Origin of the sequence: Nocardia sp. CA-290969, assembly GCF_050936135.1 — a bacterium.
Taxonomy (GTDB): Bacteria; Actinomycetota; Actinomycetes; order Mycobacteriales; family Mycobacteriaceae; genus Nocardia.
Genome location: NZ_JBNJNJ010000001.1, coordinates 4,929,598 through 4,944,701, shown reverse-complemented (window position 1 = coordinate 4,944,701; position 15,104 = coordinate 4,929,598). Strand labels below are relative to the sequence as shown.

At 67.4% G+C, this 15,104-nt stretch carries 17 protein-coding genes and 1 pseudogene; 3 read left to right on the top strand and 15 right to left on the bottom strand.

What is annotated here, in order from left to right:
* Nucleotides 1-97: 97 nt before the first annotated feature.
* The 3 genes from ACQEVO_RS22695 to ACQEVO_RS22685 form a co-directional block, all read right to left on the bottom strand.
* Complete coding sequence (locus tag ACQEVO_RS22695; RefSeq protein WP_432916510.1) at nucleotides 98-475, bottom strand: hypothetical protein; 378 nt, start codon at nucleotides 473-475, stop codon at nucleotides 98-100.
* A 250-nt stretch (nucleotides 476-725) separates the two neighbouring features.
* The gene (locus ACQEVO_RS22690) at nucleotides 726-1,961 is read right to left on the bottom strand and encodes an NADH:flavin oxidoreductase (protein WP_432916507.1); all 1,236 of its coding nucleotides are present in this window, start codon (nucleotides 1,959-1,961) and stop codon (nucleotides 726-728) included.
* Nucleotides 1,962-2,019: 58 nt separating this feature from the next.
* The gene (locus ACQEVO_RS22685) at nucleotides 2,020-2,598 is read right to left on the bottom strand and encodes a TetR/AcrR family transcriptional regulator (RefSeq protein ID WP_432916505.1); all 579 of its coding nucleotides are present in this window, start codon (nucleotides 2,596-2,598) and stop codon (nucleotides 2,020-2,022) included.
* 211 nt (nucleotides 2,599-2,809) lie between these two features.
* Here ACQEVO_RS22685 and ACQEVO_RS22680 point away from each other — a divergent pair, with 211 nt between their 5' ends.
* Entirely contained in the window at nucleotides 2,810-3,664 is an 855-nt protein-coding gene (locus tag ACQEVO_RS22680) for a 3-hydroxyacyl-CoA dehydrogenase (protein WP_432916503.1), read from the top strand.
* Here ACQEVO_RS22680 and ACQEVO_RS22675 read toward each other — a convergent pair.
* From ACQEVO_RS22675 to ACQEVO_RS22645, 7 genes and pseudogenes are all read right to left on the bottom strand, one after another.
* The gene (locus tag ACQEVO_RS22675; RefSeq protein ID WP_432916501.1) at nucleotides 3,649-4,614 is read right to left on the bottom strand and encodes an aminoglycoside phosphotransferase family protein; all 966 of its coding nucleotides are present in this window, start codon (nucleotides 4,612-4,614) and stop codon (nucleotides 3,649-3,651) included. The genes ACQEVO_RS22680 and ACQEVO_RS22675 overlap by 16 nt on opposite strands.
* A gap of 37 nt (nucleotides 4,615-4,651) precedes the next feature.
* On the bottom strand, nucleotides 4,652-5,092 hold the full coding sequence (locus ACQEVO_RS22670; protein ID WP_432916499.1) for a hypothetical protein: 441 nt from the start codon (nucleotides 5,090-5,092) through the stop codon (nucleotides 4,652-4,654).
* 35 nt (nucleotides 5,093-5,127) lie between these two features.
* On the bottom strand, nucleotides 5,128-5,853 hold the full coding sequence (locus ACQEVO_RS22665) for a hypothetical protein (protein WP_432916497.1): 726 nt from the start codon (nucleotides 5,851-5,853) through the stop codon (nucleotides 5,128-5,130).
* Nucleotides 5,854-5,997: 144 nt separating this feature from the next.
* Nucleotides 5,998-6,801 (bottom strand): CbbQ/NirQ/NorQ/GpvN family protein, encoded by an 804-nt coding sequence (locus tag ACQEVO_RS22660; protein ID WP_432922919.1) that lies wholly within the window; start codon nucleotides 6,799-6,801, stop codon nucleotides 5,998-6,000.
* Between the two features lie 113 nt (nucleotides 6,802-6,914).
* Nucleotides 6,915-8,441, bottom strand: coding sequence for a nitric oxide reductase activation protein NorD (locus tag ACQEVO_RS22655; protein ID WP_432916494.1), 1,527 nt, complete (start codon nucleotides 8,439-8,441; stop codon nucleotides 6,915-6,917).
* Nucleotides 8,442-8,628: 187 nt separating this feature from the next.
* Nucleotides 8,629-9,246: a TetR/AcrR family transcriptional regulator gene (locus ACQEVO_RS22650; RefSeq protein ID WP_432916491.1), complete on the bottom strand. Its 618-nt coding sequence runs from the start codon at nucleotides 9,244-9,246 to the stop codon at nucleotides 8,629-8,631.
* Nucleotides 9,247-9,491: 245 nt separating this feature from the next.
* A pseudogene (locus ACQEVO_RS22645) lies at nucleotides 9,492-10,802 on the bottom strand (transcription termination factor Rho, short form); the annotation flags it as partial.
* Nucleotides 10,803-10,998: 196 nt separating this feature from the next.
* On the opposite strand from ACQEVO_RS22645, the gene ACQEVO_RS22640 reads away from it, so the two are divergent.
* The gene (locus tag ACQEVO_RS22640; protein WP_432916488.1) at nucleotides 10,999-11,577 is read left to right on the top strand and encodes a dihydrofolate reductase family protein; all 579 of its coding nucleotides are present in this window, start codon (nucleotides 10,999-11,001) and stop codon (nucleotides 11,575-11,577) included.
* 34 nt (nucleotides 11,578-11,611) lie between these two features.
* Here the strand turns inward: ACQEVO_RS22640 and ACQEVO_RS22635 are convergent, their stop codons facing one another.
* From ACQEVO_RS22635 to ACQEVO_RS22615, 5 genes are all read right to left on the bottom strand, one after another.
* Entirely contained in the window at nucleotides 11,612-12,427 is an 816-nt protein-coding gene (locus tag ACQEVO_RS22635) for a class I SAM-dependent methyltransferase (RefSeq protein ID WP_432916485.1), read from the bottom strand.
* 10 nt (nucleotides 12,428-12,437) lie between these two features.
* Nucleotides 12,438-12,731, bottom strand: a complete 294-nt coding sequence (locus tag ACQEVO_RS22630; protein ID WP_432922916.1) for a methyltransferase domain-containing protein — start codon at nucleotides 12,729-12,731, stop codon at nucleotides 12,438-12,440.
* Between the two features lie 74 nt (nucleotides 12,732-12,805).
* Nucleotides 12,806-13,198: a type II toxin-antitoxin system VapC family toxin gene (locus tag ACQEVO_RS22625; protein WP_432916482.1), complete on the bottom strand. Its 393-nt coding sequence runs from the start codon at nucleotides 13,196-13,198 to the stop codon at nucleotides 12,806-12,808.
* Entirely contained in the window at nucleotides 13,195-13,449 is a 255-nt protein-coding gene (locus ACQEVO_RS22620; protein WP_432916479.1) for a type II toxin-antitoxin system Phd/YefM family antitoxin, read from the bottom strand. The genes ACQEVO_RS22625 and ACQEVO_RS22620 overlap by 4 nt, the downstream gene beginning before the upstream one ends.
* A gap of 62 nt (nucleotides 13,450-13,511) precedes the next feature.
* Entirely contained in the window at nucleotides 13,512-14,279 is a 768-nt protein-coding gene (locus ACQEVO_RS22615; RefSeq protein WP_432916476.1) for an IclR family transcriptional regulator, read from the bottom strand.
* A 155-nt stretch (nucleotides 14,280-14,434) separates the two neighbouring features.
* On the opposite strand from ACQEVO_RS22615, the gene ACQEVO_RS22610 reads away from it, so the two are divergent.
* On the top strand, nucleotides 14,435-15,061 hold the full coding sequence (locus ACQEVO_RS22610; protein ID WP_432916474.1) for a DUF4203 domain-containing protein: 627 nt from the start codon (nucleotides 14,435-14,437) through the stop codon (nucleotides 15,059-15,061).
* Nucleotides 15,062-15,104 lie beyond the last annotated feature (43 nt).

Below are 15,104 nucleotides of genomic sequence, written 5' to 3'. Positions count from 1 at the left end.
TCCGCGCCCATCGAGGCGACGCCCTCGGGCCGGGCGTCCCGGTCGGGAAGCACCGGGCCCGCCGGTGTCATCTCCCGATCGGCGTCCCGGTTCTGTGTCAGAAGGCGCTGCCGGTGCCCGGGAGCAAATGCCAGGGCAGGGGCAGGCCGTGCCCGTGGTCCCAGCCCCGGTTCCAGCCGGGATGGCCGTGCCGGTGCCGGTTGCGGTGGCCGCGGTCCCAGCCGGTGCCGCGGTCGTGCCGGCCGTTCCAGCTGTGGTCGTTCCAGCCGCGGTCGTGCCGGCCGTTCCAGCCGTGGTCGTGGCGGCCGTGGTTGTGCCGGCCGGGGCGGCTGATATCGGTGACCTCGTCGCTGGGTGCGACCGCGACCGGGTCGGCCAGGGCGGGGGCCGCGGTGACGGCCAGCGGCGCCAGTGCGATCACAGCGGTGGCGGCGAGACGGGCGGCGAATCGGTGGGTGCGTGGGCTACGGCGCATGGTTCCTCTATCGGTCTACCCGCCGGTGACGGGTCGTCTGCGGTAATCGCACTGTGGGAAGCGCGTTTTCGATGAACAGAACCATACCGCTATCTAACGGCACAATCAATAGGTGCTCGTTGGTTGCGGATCGAAGCGGCGGATGGCACCGCGTTCTCATCGCGTTCGGCCGCACCGTGGCGTCACTGCCCGGCGTGCGGTGGAAGTCGCCACCGACCGGCGCTGCCGGCCGACCGACTGCACGGGAAAACTATTGCCGGTCAGCCTTTTCGGAGCTCGCCCCGGAACCCGCCGCTCGATCGATGGCGATAGCCGGTGCCGGGGGATCGAGCCGGAGTACGCATCGGGTGCGACTGTAGATCGTCGGCATACATTCGTTGCAGTGCACGCAGGCCGACTCGGTGGCCGCATCGGATCGGATGCGCCGCAACAGATCCGGTTCCCGCAGCAGGGCCCGGCCCATGGCGACGAATTCGAAACCCTCCGCCCTGGCCAGCCGCATCGACTCGAGATCGGTGATCCCGCCCAGCAACACCAGCGGCATCGACAGTTCGCGGCGGAACTGGCGGGCCCGCTCCAGCAGATACGCCTTCTCGTACGGATATTCGCGCAGGAACGCCTTCCCGATCAACCGGAAACCCCACCGCGCCGGCCCGGGCAGTGTTTTCGCGAACTCGCGCCGCGGCGCCGCCCCGTGGAACAGCAGCATCGGATTGAGCAGCGAACTGCCCGCGGTCAATTCGAGCGCGTCCAGTGCGTCGTCGGCCTCCAGCCACGACGCCACCTGCAACGATTCCGGAAGCGTGAAACCGCCTCGGACCCCGTCTTCCATATTCAGTTTCGCGGTGACCGCGATCCGGTCGCCCACCGCTTCGCGCACCGCGCGGGCGATCTCGCGGGGGAAGCGGGCCCGGTTCTCCAGCGAACCGCCGTAGGCATCCTTGCGCCGGTTCAGCAGCGGGCTCAGGAACGAGCTCGCCAGGTAGTTGTGCCCGAAATGGATCTCCACCGCGTCGAATCCGGATTCGACCGCCAGTTTCGCGGCGTCGGCGTGCGCGGTGACCAGTTCGGTGATCTCCGCGATATCGGGCACCTTCATCGGTGCCATTCCGAGCGGGCTGAAGAACCGGCTGGGCGCCAGCGCGGGGGTGCGATTGGACGCGGCATTGGCGACCGGACCGGCGTGCCCGATCTGGGCGCTGGCCGCGGCGCCCTCGGCGTGGACCGCGTCGGTGAGCCGGCGCAGGCCCGGGACGGCTTCCGGCCGCATATAGATCTGATGCCGGTCGGTCCGGCCGCCCGGCGCGACCGCGCAGTAGGCCACCGTCGTCATCCCGACCCCGCCGGCCGCCACCTCGCGATGGAATTCGATCAGATCGTCGGTGACCAGCGCCTCGGGTGTGCGCCCCTCGAAGGTGGCGGCCTTGATCACCCGGTTGCGCAGGGTGAGTGGCCCCAGGGTGGCCGGGGCGAATACGTCGTTCACTGAATCTCCTTCGCGGCTCGTCGATGGGATCCGCGGAGGCTGTCGCGGGGGTATCGCATCATCGAGGGTCTTCTGTGGGCGCGGTCAACCCGGCGACGACGAAGTCGCGCAGGGTTGCCACGGTGTGCGGGGGAATGGGCCGGTCGTCGGCGGCCGCCGCGCCGAAACGCATGATGATCAGGTCGAAGGCCAGCATCCAGCGGCGCCGGCTTTCCCGCTCGGCCACCTGCGGGAGCAGCCCGGACCACGAGTCGATCCGGAACCACTGTTGCTGCCAGTGCACGACCTGCCGGCCGAGGACGCATTGGGCGAGCAGGCGCAGATGCAGCCGGCCCAGCGGGTCGGCGGCGAGATCGGTGAAGGGAGCGAGCACCGTGTCCACGATCTCGGCGACGGGGCGCCGATCGGTGGTGACCGCAGTGAGCCGATCGGCCCACAGGGCGCCGAGGCGGGCCTCGAGCAGCGCCGCGACCAGGGCTTCTTTGGATCCGAAGTGATAGTGCACGGCCGCCGGGTTGGCGCCGGCCTCGGCGCAGATGCGGCGTACCGAAACCTCGTCGTAGCGCTCGGTGAGCAGTAGCCGTTCGGCGGCGGTGAGCAGGCGTTCCCGGGTGGCGGCCGAGACTTTCTGGGGCATGGGGGTCAGTGAACCACCCGGCCGCACAAAATTCAATCAGTGATTGAAATATTGATTGAAAAGGTTCCGGGTGAGCCGGGTCGTTATCCGATCGCAAACCCGGGTGCGAGTCGTATCCCCGCAATCCCGGGCATTCGGGGTCCACTGGGTTCTGTGCGTCGCGAGGGGTTGTTCCCCGGGGCCCGGCCGATCCGACGAGGAGGAGAACACGATGACCATCGAGATCCGTACGGTCACAGTTCTGGGAACCGGCGTGCTCGGTTCGCAGATCGCCTTCCAGACCGCCTATCACGGCTACCCGGTGCAGGCCTACGACATCAGTGAGGCGGCGCTGGACGCGGCTTCCGACCGGCTGGCCACGCTCGCCGCCACCTATCGCGACGAGGTGATGGGCGCGACCGCGGAGCAGACCGAACAGGCCCGCGCGCGGATCGCCCTCACCACCGACCTCGCGGCCGCGGTCGCCGATGCCGATCTGGTGATCGAGGCCGTACCGGAGGTCCTGGAGATCAAACGGCAGACCTATCGCAAACTTGCCGACGCCGCCCCCGACCACGCGATCTTCGCCACCAACTCCTCGACCCTGCTACCGAGCGATATGCAGGAGTTCACCGGCCGCCCCGGCCGGTTCCTCGCCCTGCATTTCGCCAATCAGGTGTGGAAGTTCAATACCGCCGAGATCATGGGCACCACCCATACCGAACCACAGGTGTTCCGGGCACTGGTCGATTTCGCCTCGTCGATCGGAATGGTGCCGATCGAGGTGCACAAGGAGAAATCCGGCTACGTCCTGAACTCGCTGCTGGTGCCGTTTCTGAACTCCGCGATCGAACTCGCCGCGGGCGGCTACGCCGAACCGGAAGCTGTCGACAAGACCTGGCGGATCGCCACCGGCGCGCCGACGGGGCCGTTCCAGATCCTCGATATCGTCGGGCTGAACACGCCCTACAACATCCTGATCGCCGGCGAGGACACCCGCGACCTGGCCGCGTGGCTGAAGGACAACTACATCGACAAGGGCAAACTCGGGGTCGCCACCGGCGAAGGGTTCTACAAGTACTCCTGACCGGCTGCGGCCATCCCCCCGGCGAACGGCAGGGAACGCCACTGCTCGACCGCAGGCTTCAGATAATCGACCAGCACGGGAAGCTGCGGGGCGAGCGCGAGGGTCGCGACCGCCCGCAGCATCCCGACCGCGTTCACGAAACCCAGCACGTCCTTGTCCAGCGGCCGCAAACCGTGACCGAGCGCGCCGCGGTCGTAGGCGGCTTCGAGGTCGGGCCCGAGACCGGCCAGATCCCATTCGACCGGCCCGAGGGTGATCAGCTCGAAATCGGAGTACCGGTCGCCGTCCACCCCGTAGAAGATGTTGGCGGGCGGGGAATCACCGTGCACCGGCTGGATATCGATCCCGGGGAATGCCTGTTCGAAGAGTTCGCGGGAGCGTACGTACGGTTCCAGGATCCGCCACTCGCGCACGGCCCGGTCCAGATCCGCGGGGTCGAGCAGCTCGGGCCGGTGCGCGAGCTGCGCGAGACTGTCGGTGACGGCCCGCGGCTCGGCCGCGGACAGGAACGACAGCGGGCCCGGATAGTCGCGCAGGGCGGCATGTAGCCCCGCGACCAGTTCGGAATTCGCCGCGTAATCGGGCTCCCGGCTCTTGTCCTCCTCGGCGAGTTCCCAGAAGGTCATCGAAAACCCTTCGCGCCGAACAGGTTCGGACGGTACGAGCGGGCTGGGCTTCAGTACCGGCACGCCCCGTTCCGCGAGCCAGGTGGTGACATCCAGTTCGGCTCGTTGCCGGCGCGGCACGGCATCGGGTTCCCCGTGCGGGAGCACCACGGGGATCCGGGCCACCACCGGTGCGGGCGCGAGGTGGACGACAACGGAGAACAGGTCGTACAGCACCGAGGCGTCGGTCACCGTGAGGCCGAGGTCGCGTCCCGCGCCCACCGCCGCGTCCAGCGCCGCGACGGTGCGGCAGGTGATCTGTTCCGGGGTCAGGAAATCGGCCATGCCCCGATCGTTGCATGCCGGGCGGCCGCCGTTTCCGTCAGCGTGGCGGCGGCGGCTGCTGTGCGGCCTCCTGGCGGGCCAGGCGATCGTCCCGGATCTGGATCAGTTCGCGGAACCCGATCCGGTCCCAGCCGGGTTTCGGCTGGATACCCCACTCGTCCCGGGCCGTTTGCTGGCCCGCCGCTTCCGGGGGCCCGCCGAACGGCGGGCCGGACAACGGGTAGGGGTGTTGGCATTCGAGGGTGTCGTCGGAGTACCTGACCTTCATCAGTTCACTGCAGATCTCGGTGAACGAAAGGGTGGGCCAGCCGTACCAGAGCGCCAGCGCCGGGACGGTGAACGCGCCCTCGATGACGAGCGCGAACAGGCAGACGAAGATGGCCCGCCGCAACCATTTGTGCATCCGCGCGTACGGTGCGGTGGTGCCCGGCGGCAGTTCGGGTGTGCCCGGATCGGTGGTGGGGGTGGAGGTGCTCATATGGGAGTCCTTCGAGCGGTTCGGCAGCCGTCCGGTCAGTCGGAGAAGATCTCGCGATTGACCGTGTGCAGGTAGGGAATCGCCAGGAACGGCGTGATATAGAAGATGTCGTAGAGCCACCAGCCGATCACCGGCAGTACGACCCCGTCGTAGCGCACATCGGCGTACATGGTCATGTTGAACGTGTAGCCGATCCAGATCACCAGCCCGAACCAGCAGGTGACGATCATCCACTGGTGTCCCCAGCGTTTCATCTGCAGGAAGGCGATGGCGGCGGCGATCCGCATCGGGAACACGGTCAGCATCAGGGCCACTTCCCAGCCCTTCTCGCCGGGTGCGCCGGCACCGCCGATCCACAGTTCGTTGTAGTGCCAGAAATAGCCCGCGTCGAAGAAATTGCCCCACGCGGTGAGGATGACGCGGTTGATCAGCGTGTGGTTGGCGATCAGGTCGAGGGCCCAGCCGAGGCTGTTGAGCGCGGCGTCGAGGATCACCAGATAGCCGATCAGGGTGACGATGATCGGCCGCACCGACAGCCCGGACTGCTGCGCCCGGCGCTGTAGCCACACTCCGCGCAGGAAGATCGGCAGGCCGACGATACCGAGCACCAGCGTGCCCATCAGAAGAGTCCCACCGGTCAGCCACCAATCGGCTTCGCGCTGGGCACGGCGGGATTCGTCGTGGTGTGCGTCGTAGGAATCCTTGGGGCCGGACGCTGCCGCCGCGCCACGCCAGGGGAGAGATACAGCCGAGAGTTTCACGGGGGTCCTACCAATCCCGGGTCGAATACATATGCAGTTGGATGAGGAACATCGCCAGGAGGAATCCGTAGGCGAAGATCTGGACGGCGATCAGCGCGCGCCGTCGCCGGCGGTCCTGTTCGTTCATGGGCTGTGCTCCTCCTTCTACACCGGCTGCGCGGCCGGGTTCTCCGCGGCGGCCAGGGCGGCCGCCGCTATTTCGCGCAGTCCTTCGCCGATCGCGCCGTTACTGCTCAGCGGCGCGAGCAGGCACGCCTGGGCGGCGTCCCATTCGGTGGCGCCCGCGGCGATGAGATGTGCGGTGGTGACCAGGACCCGCGTCGAGGGCGGCTCGTAGTGGAAGACCTCGTCGGCTTCGCGGATCGTCCGGGCGCAGTCGACCAGGCGCCGGGCGACCTCCCGCGCCACCCCGGTTTCGGCGACCACCACCGCGGCCTCGCGGTCGGGATCGAGATAGTCCATGGTCAAGGTCATGAAACGCTGCCGGAACGACGGTTTGAGTTCCTTCAGCGAACTGCGGTAGGCCGGGTTGTAGGAACAGACCAGCATGAAGTTTTCCGGTGCGGGCACCACCTCGCCGGCCCGGTCGAGATACAGCGACCGGCGGTGATCGGTGAGCGAATGCAGGACCGCTAGCGAATCGTGCCGGGCCTCGACCACCTCGTCGAGATAGCAGATCGCGCCTTCCTTCACCGCGGTGGTGAGCGGGCCGTCGTTCCAGACCACATCGCCGGCGGTCACCAGGAACCGGCCCACCAGGTCCGCGCTGGTGAGGTCGTCGTGGCAGCTGATCGTCACCACCGGCCGCCCCAGCCGCTGCCCCATGTATTCCACGAACCGGGTCTTCCCGCAGCCCGTCGGCCCGGTGAGCATCACCGGTATGCGTCGCTGAAAAGCCTTGTCGAACAACTCGATATCGTTACCGGTCGAGTAATAGTCCGTGTTCATCATCACCTCTCATCCGGTCGCCGGGCGCAGCGTGCGCCGCGTCCCGTGCGCGACGGCGTGGCGACCGGTGGCAACCCGGCGGCGCCGCCTCTTCGCTCCCGCCCCACGCCCCTTCACGCGGCCACCAATTCGCGATGGACGTGGGCGAGTACGCGGGGCAAGTCCTCGACGCGGTGAATCCGCCGGGAACGCCGGGCCCCGAAAACGGTGGGCAGCGGATCGACGCGTACCGGCCCGATGCCGAGGTAGTAGACGGCGACACCGGCTTCCCCGGCTTCCTCGACGGCGTGCGCGACATCCGCCCAGGCGTAACGCCCTTCGTACCCCTCGTCGGAGATCAGGCCGTCGCCGAGGATCAGCAGCAGCCGCCGCTGCGCGGGTTGTGCGAGCAGGCGGCTGGTCAGGTGCCGGACCGGTGCGCCGAGCCGGGTGTAGCCGCCGGTTTCCAGGCCGAGGGCACCCGGATGCACGAAACTCGGTTCCTCGAAATCCTTCAGGCAGCGCACTTCCACTCGATGCCGGGTGTTCCCGGTGAACACGAAGATCCCGTGCCGCTCGCGGACCGCGGCCATCGCCTGCGACAGCGCGTCCGCGCACGCCAGCTCCAGCCGGAACGTGCGCCCCTGATGCACCCCGAGTGACGAACTCCCGTCCAGGAGAACGGCGGTGGCCACATCCCGGGCGTCGGGCAGCAGTTCCCGGAACACTCGCGGCTGCGGTGCCGCGCCCGTCAGCAGGTCCACGTAGTGGCCGATATAGCGGTCGATATCCAGATCGGAACCGTCTTCGCGGCCGCCGATCATCGCCCGGTGGGTGCGCTCGGCGAACCAGCGCCGCACATCCACCGCGACGGGCGCGGGACTGTGTGCCGCCCTGGCCTGCCGGCGTTCCAGGACGGCGACGTGACCGGGCAGGAAACTACCGGTCCACATATTCCATTCGGGGTAGGGGATCCCGGCCCGCCGGTCCGGCGAGATCTCGAGTTCCTCGTTCTCCGGCCGGCTCGGCGGCGGCAGATTGGGATTGCGCACCCCACCCTCCCCGCCGACGGGTACCGCCATGGCGCGATAGGAGTCGGTGCGCGGCGTTGTCCACGGCATCCGCCCGTACATCCGCCGGACCGCCAGCGAAACCCGGCCACGCGCGGGAACGGTGAGCGGCGGCACCCCGAGGATCGGGTGCGGGGCCTGCATACGGGACGAACGGGCCGCCGCCACCGCCCGATCGAGTATCGCCAGGCCTTCCAGTTCGGGATCGCCGATCTCGAGATCGGGCAGTACGCGACGTAGTTCCGGGATCAGGCCGGGGAACCGCGCGGCGACCCACCCCAGCGCGACTGCGCCTTCCACCACGGCGAGGCTCGCCAGTTCCCGGGGCGACAGTTCGTGCAGCGCGTACCGGGCGATACGTTCCTTCGACGGCGCGCACTGCAGGGCGACACCGCAGGTCACGGTGCGGCGGGTCCAGCCCGGTAGGGGCGGATAGGGCACGTGCACGACAGTTTGAGTGGCGTTCAGGCCGAACGCCCGGCGTTCGCCGGTGATCAGCCGGGCACCCTCGCGGCGCCGCGCGGAGAACGCGACCGCGGTGACGGCGCAACTGCGCTCCAGCGCGGCGGCGGGGGTTTCGCGGACATCCATGGCCGGTTACCTGTGCCTCGGTCGCTCATCCGATCCGGTGGCTCAGAACGTCCCGATATTGCGCATGACCCAGTACCAGAACCCGATCACGGCCCCCATGGAGCCCCAGGCGACGATCAGGCGCACGATGTCTTGCCACATGGGAACCTCCGGTGTGTGCTGTTCTCGATAGCCGGACGGCGGATGCTCATCTCGGCTCCATCCCGCGCAGGGCGACGGTGACGTAGTTGTCGAGCATCGACGCTCGCACGGATTTCGAATCGCTGGTGGTGGTGAGCAGGGCGTAGAGCCCGAGCAGGAAGAACACCGCGCTGTGGAAGGGATCGACCTCGTCGGCCGCCTCGCCGGCCGCGCGGGCCCGGCCGATCTCCTCGACCACCAGCACGATCAGTGGGTGATCGGTCCATTCGTCGTCCGGCGGACGGGTCGGGGCGAAGTGCAGCCCGAGGACATCCTTGAACAGGATCGCGCCCACCCGGCGCTCGACCGAGAGCACCAGCCGCACCGCCTTCTGCAGCGCGGCGGGCAGGTCGTGTGGCCGGGCGACGAACCGGGCGAACTCCTTGGCGACGCGTGCCTCTTCACGCCGTTCCAGCTCCAGCAGCACATGCTCTTTGCTGGGGAAATGAAAGTAGAACGTACCCCGCGCGACCCCGGCGGCCTCGATGATGGCGCCCACATCCGCACCGGCGGTGCCGGTGCGCCGGAACTCGGCAACGGCGGCCTCGAAGACCCGCTCCCGGGTTTCCAGGCGCCGGGCTTCGCGGCCGCGGGGCTGCTGCGTCGGTGCGTTCACGCAACCCATTAGGGAGTAGTCATTGAAAAATGTCAATAAAAAGTTTCAATGACGGAAGTCAACAGAATGCGTGACACACTGGTGCAGAACGTCTTACAGTTCGGAGGGAGTCGGCGCGGCGGGCGAATGCCGCGGCAGACGCTGCAATGCTCTCGATCGTCGTGAACATCTGCGGCCCGGGCGAGCGTCATCAGGGCTTCCGCGTCGACCGGCGGCGGCCAGCGCTGCTGAACGCGGCACCGAGGAGGTGAGGATCAGTTCGCGGTACGGATCTGGGTGAGGAATTCGGCGTTGGATCCGGTCTGCCCGAGGCCGGTCAACAGCAGCTCCAGCGCCTGCCGGGGATCGCGGCCGGCGAGGGTCGCGCGCAGTGAATGCGTGGCGGTGCGCTCATCGGGGGACAGGAGCAGCTCCTCCTTGCGGGTGCTCGAGCGGTCGATATCGATCGCCGGGAACAGCCGCCGGTCGGCGGCCTGCCGGTCCAATTTCAGTTCGGCGTTTCCGGTGCCCTTGTACTCCTCGAAGATCACGGTGTCGGCGAGCGAGCCGGTTTCGACCAGCGCGCTGGCGATGATGGTGAGCGAGCCGCCGTTCTCGATATTGCGGGCGGCGCCGAGGAATTTCTTCGGTGGTGCCAGCGCCGCGGCGTCGACCCCGCCGGAGAGGATGCGCCCGGACCCGGCGGCGGCCAGGTTGTACGCGCGGGCCAGCCTGGTCAGCGAATCGAGGAGGACCACCACGTCGCGGCCCATTTCGACGAGGCGTTTGGCGTGTTCGATGGCCAGTTCGGCGAGCGCGATATGGTCGCGGGCCGGTTGATCGAACGTCGCGGCGGCGATTTCGGCCGGTACCGCGCGGGACAGATCGGTCACCTCCTCGGGGCGTTCCCCGACGAGCACCAGCATCAACTGGCATTCGGGATGGTTCTTGGCGATGCCGTGCGCCATGGACTGGAGCACGGAGGTCTTACCCGCTTTGGGCGGGGCGACGATCAGGGCGCGCTGCCCCTTCCCGATCGGCATCACCAGATCGGTGATCCGCGTGGTCAGTTCGTGCGGTTCGGTTTCGAGCCGCAGGCGGTCTTGCGGGTACAGCGGTACCAGGTCCGCGAAATGCGGTCGCGACTTCGCGCTGTCGGGCGGTAAGCCGTTGATGCTCTCGACCCGGGCCAAGGGCGGGAGTTTCGCGCTCTCCCGGTCGGTGCCGAGTGTGCCCGTGAGGGTGTCGCCGCGACGGAGTCCGAACTCGCGGATCAGGCGCCGTGGTACATGAGCGTCGCGCGGTCCGGGTAGATACCCGTCGACCCGGAGCGCGGCATGGTTGTCGGTGAGGTCGAGGATCCCGGTGATCGATACCGGGCTGTTGCCGGCCGAGCTGTCCTGTCTATGAATAATGTTGTCTTGCATGGCTTTTCTCCTGAGGTATGAGTTGGGTGAATGGCCGGTAGCGGTGAACAGTGCATGCTGCGATCGGCGCACGCCACGGGCGCGGAGGTGATGAACGGCGGCATCGTGGCGGCCGGAACACGGCCGGCCGGAACGTTGTGCCGAGTCGACGGCATTCGAACACTGGAACGGCGAATGCGGATTCTTGTGGGAGGGAGTGAGCCACCTACATCCACAAGATGAAGACTGCCCCTACAGTAGCGGCACCTGATACAACACGCAACGGTGCCGGGTTGTTCCCGCGCGTGGCGATGAGTTCCGGCGCGAGATCCGGTCTCGATTCCTGTACTCGTTCGACCGCACCCGAGGAGAGCAGATGACCGCGACCTACACCTTCGACGTATTCTCCAGCCTCGACGGCTACGGCGCCGCCGGCGGCAACTGGACCGGGTACTGGGGCAAACAGGGCCCCGAACTGCTCGACCATCGCCTCGCCGTATACAACGAGGAACAGAGGATGGTCCTCGGCGCGAACACGTACCGCGCGTTCGCGCAGATGCTGGCCGCGAGCACCGCGGACTCCGATGTGCGCGACCCATGGGTCACCCGGATGCGGAACCTCCCGGCAACCGTTGTATCGACCACCCTCGAAGGCCCCCTCGACTGGCCGGACGCCACCCTCGCCAACGGCGACGCCGTCGATATCGTCACCCGGCTGAAGCAGGAGTCCACCGTTCCGCTGCGCTCACACGGCAGCCTGTCGATGAACCGGTCCCTGCTCGCGGCAGGTCTGGTGGACCGCATCCAGGTCACGCTCTTCCCGGTGATCACCGGCAAGAGCGGACTGGACCCGATTTTCCGCGGTGCCGAAGATTTCGACCTCGAACTGCTGGAGAACCGGACACTCGACGGCAATATCCAGGAACTGATCTACCGCCCTACTCTGCACACCTGAGTAGGGCGTAGATCGCTGATCGGCCGGCGTACATTCAGAATCCGAACCGCACGATACGGGTAGAGCGTTTCATACCCGGCAGCAGATTCAACAGGCGGAACAGGCGGCGTGCGTTCGCGGGCGCCTTGGCCATGAGCACCGGCGAATCGTTCAGCGGTGCCTCATCGATGAATTCGAGCCGTGGGTGCCACTCGGCCAGGGCGGCGGGATCGTCGAAGCCGCAATGGAACCGGGTCCCGTACTTGCGTAGCGTGGGGTCCCATTTCGAGGTGCGCCACGCCCAGACCGCCACCGTATCGAACTGTAGGCGGCCGCTGGGGAATGCCTCGACGACACTGGTCAGCAGCTGCCGCAGCTCGGCCTCGGTCAGATAGGGCACCAGTCCCTCGGCGATCATCAGCACCGGCCGGCCACGGGGAATGCGGTCCAGCCAGGCCAGGTCGGTGACGCTGGACCCGATCAGGGTGTAGTGCTCGCGCGGCGGGAGGAACTGTTGCCGCAATTCGATGATGGCGGGATAGTCCAGGTCGTACCAGTCGACCGTGGCAGGCGGGTCGATCCGGTGGACACGCGCGTCGAGACCGCAGCCGAGATGCAGTACCACCGCGTCCGGATGCTCGGCGAGGAAGCTCCGCGCCCAGTCGTCGTGGGTTTTCGCGCGCACCACGGCGGCAAGGCCCATCTGGCTGGTACCGAACAGGCGTTTGTCGTAGCCGGGGTCGAGGCGCCGCATCGTCTCCTCGGCGTATTCGTCGCCGAGGATCGGGTCCGGTAGCCGGTTGTCCAGTGCTTTGGCTCGGAGGACGGGGCTGAGAGTCTTCTGCACTCCGACAAGTTGGGTGTCCGACACACCGCCGACGCTACTCCAGGAGCCGACCTTCCGCTGTAGTCGCGCGGTTACGCACTGCGCGCCACGGTGGTTGGTTGCCGCGGCGCGCGGTGATCGCCGCGACCGGCTGCCGGAACGGGGTGGGGTCGGCGGTCGGATCACCGAATGCGTTGCGCCAGAAGGCGAAATGACCTCCGGGCACCAACGCGCGATGAAGTTTCGGCAGCACAGTATCGAGATCGAACCAGTGGACTGCTGTCGCTGCGACGGCGAGATCGAAGTCGGCAGTCGGCAAAGGCACCGATTCTGCGCTGTCGACGAATATCGTTGCTGCAGCCGGTCCACTCGAAGAGCTGATCGAACGACAACACCCGAGTGGGTCGACGGGTCCGGGTTCCTTCAGAACTTCACAACGTCGAGGTTCGGCATACCGTCGTAATCGCTGTCCTGAGTTACGACGGGCACTCCGTAAGTCAGCGCGGTGGCTGCGATCCAGCTGTCGTTGATCGGCACTTTTCGACCGGCGCCGCGTAGCCGGGAAACCAGTAGGGCCCACGTCTCGGCTACCAGCTCGTCCACCTCGAGGGGTTCGAATCGCTGCGCGAGTTGATAGGTGGAGAGTCTGCGCGCTGCAGCCTCCGGGTCGCGGGCGTTGATCACTCCGAGGCGTAGCTCGCCCAGCGTGACCACCGATACTCCCCATTCGTAGTCCTCGAATCGGGAACGGTCGAATCGGCGTTCCTCCGCACCGATGAAAATGGATGTGTCCGCGATCGCTCGCGTGGCGCTCACCACGGCAGGTCATCCGTGGTGTCGGGCAGGATTTCGCGTAGTTCTTCCGCGAGACCGGTCGTGTCGGGTCCCAGCCGCATCAATTCTTGGATGATCTCCGCAGCCGGAACCCATTGGCGGCGGTGCGGGAGCGGGATGATCTTCGCCACCGGCCGGTTGTCCTTCAGAATCTCGAACTCTTCACCGGCCTCGACCCGGCGCAACACCTCCGCGGTGTGATTACGGAGGTCTCTGGCGGGTAGCGAACTCATGCTACGAGCGTAGACTTTTGCTACGTGCGTAGCAAGGGTCGATCGCCTGGACGGCGTCGGGGTCAGGGCAGGGCTTGGGGGCGGCGGGCGAGGATGGAGGCGATGCCGGCGGCGGCGGCTTGGACCGAGGCGGCGTGGGTTTCGGGGCGGAAGCGGGTGACCGGGCCGGTGACCGAGATGGCGGCGGGGGGTTCGTCACTGCCGTCGAGGATGGGGGCGGCTACGCAAGCGATGCCGAGGGTGGATTCCTCGTGTTCGAAGGTGACTCCGGTTTCGACGGCGTGCGCGAGTTGCGCGCGTAGGAGGCCCGGGGCCACCACGGTGCGCGGGGTGCGGCGGACGAGGGGGCCGGCGAGGATGCGGTCGATGGTTTCGGGGCCGGAGTGGGCGAGTAAGGATTTGCCGATCGCGGTGCAGTACAACGGCATTCGGCCGCCGATGCGGGAGGGGGCGCGGGCCTGGCGGTGGCCGCCGATCTTGCTGATGTAGACCACTTCGTCGCCGTCGCGGACGCCGAGGTGCACCGTTTCGCTGGTGCGGGTGAACAGGTCTTGCAGGAACGGGATCGCGACCTCGAGCAAGGTGCGTTCGGTGGCGGCGCGCATACCGAGCTCGAACAGGCCGCGGCCCAGACGGTAGCCGTCGGGGGAGGAGCTGAGCAGGCGGGCCGCCACCAGGTCGCGGCTCATGCGATGCACGGTGGCTTTCGGGAGTCCGGTGCGGCGGGTGAGCTCGGACAATCCGACGGCTTGGTCCTCGACGCCGAATGCCTCGAGGATGAGTAGTGCACGGCCCAGGACGGACCGGTCGTCGAGTTGTCGTTCCGGCATGGCTCTCTTTCTCGGGCTGGTCCGTTCAGTGGACCATTCTACTGCTGAGCTGCGCCGCGGCCGACCGCGTGCTACCGGAAGGGTGGGCCGGAGGGGGCTAGGGTGAGGGCGGTATCGCCTGTCCCGCTCGTGCTCGGCAGTCGAGAGGAGTGCCCGTGAACGGCATCATCGTTGCGGTGGTCGGTGCGCTGCTGTGCTTCTACGGCATCCGCTCGGTCCACCTGGGGATCCTGGCGATCGGGTTCGGTATCGGCTGGCTGATCGCCGACCTGTTCGATGCCTCCTTCTGGTGGTTGCTACTGGTCGGGTTGATCGGGGCGCTCTCGTCGTGGGTGGTGACCTCGCTGATCTTCCGGTTCGCGTCGTATTTCATCGGTGGTCTCACCGGCGCGATGATCGGCACCAAACTGGCGATGTTGTTGCAGCCCGGTGACAAGAACTGGGCGTTGAGCATGATCGTGGCGCTCGCGTGCTGTGTGGCCGGCGCGTTCCTGGCGGAGAAATTCCGGGCCCGGGCACTGCTGTGGCTCACCTCGATCGGCGGTGCGGGCATGGTGCTCAGCGGGGTCGCGCGGATGAGCGATTCACTGGAGTTCCTGCGCAACCCGCAGGCGGGCTGGCAGCAGATCACCTCGACGCTGGCCTGGATCGCGCTGTCGGTACTCGGCTGGATCACCCAGCGGCACCTGTTCGCCGAGAAACTGGGGATCCGGCACCTCGTCGTCGACCGAGACGATGACACGGGCGGGGGCCAGGGGGATGGAGGGGCGCCGGGAAATTGACCGCAGTGCATGGCACGTGTGCGGCGTTGATCGATGTGGGCCG

Coding starts and splice junctions, on each gene's coding strand:
- ACQEVO_RS22695 (WP_432916510.1), bottom strand. CDS start 475: ATGCGCCGTAGCCCACGCACCCACCGATTCGCCGCCCGTCTCGCCGCC.
- ACQEVO_RS22640 (WP_432916488.1), top strand. CDS start 10,999: ATGACCGCGACCTACACCTTCGACGTATTCTCCAGCCTCGACGGCTAC.
- ACQEVO_RS22660 (WP_432922919.1), bottom strand. CDS start 6,801: ATGAACACGGACTATTACTCGACCGGTAACGATATCGAGTTGTTCGAC.
- ACQEVO_RS22615 (WP_432916476.1), bottom strand. CDS start 14,279: ATGCCGGAACGACAACTCGACGACCGGTCCGTCCTGGGCCGTGCACTA.
- ACQEVO_RS22670 (WP_432916499.1), bottom strand. CDS start 5,092: ATGAGCACCTCCACCCCCACCACCGATCCGGGCACACCCGAACTGCCG.
- ACQEVO_RS22650 (WP_432916491.1), bottom strand. CDS start 9,246: ATGGGTTGCGTGAACGCACCGACGCAGCAGCCCCGCGGCCGCGAAGCC.
- ACQEVO_RS22675 (WP_432916501.1), bottom strand. CDS start 4,614: ATGGCCGATTTCCTGACCCCGGAACAGATCACCTGCCGCACCGTCGCG.
- ACQEVO_RS22620 (WP_432916479.1), bottom strand. CDS start 13,449: ATGAGTTCGCTACCCGCCAGAGACCTCCGTAATCACACCGCGGAGGTG.
- ACQEVO_RS22655 (WP_432916494.1), bottom strand. CDS start 8,441: ATGGATGTCCGCGAAACCCCCGCCGCCGCGCTGGAGCGCAGTTGCGCC.
- ACQEVO_RS22685 (WP_432916505.1), bottom strand. CDS start 2,598: ATGCCCCAGAAAGTCTCGGCCGCCACCCGGGAACGCCTGCTCACCGCC.
- ACQEVO_RS22680 (WP_432916503.1), top strand. CDS start 2,810: ATGACCATCGAGATCCGTACGGTCACAGTTCTGGGAACCGGCGTGCTC.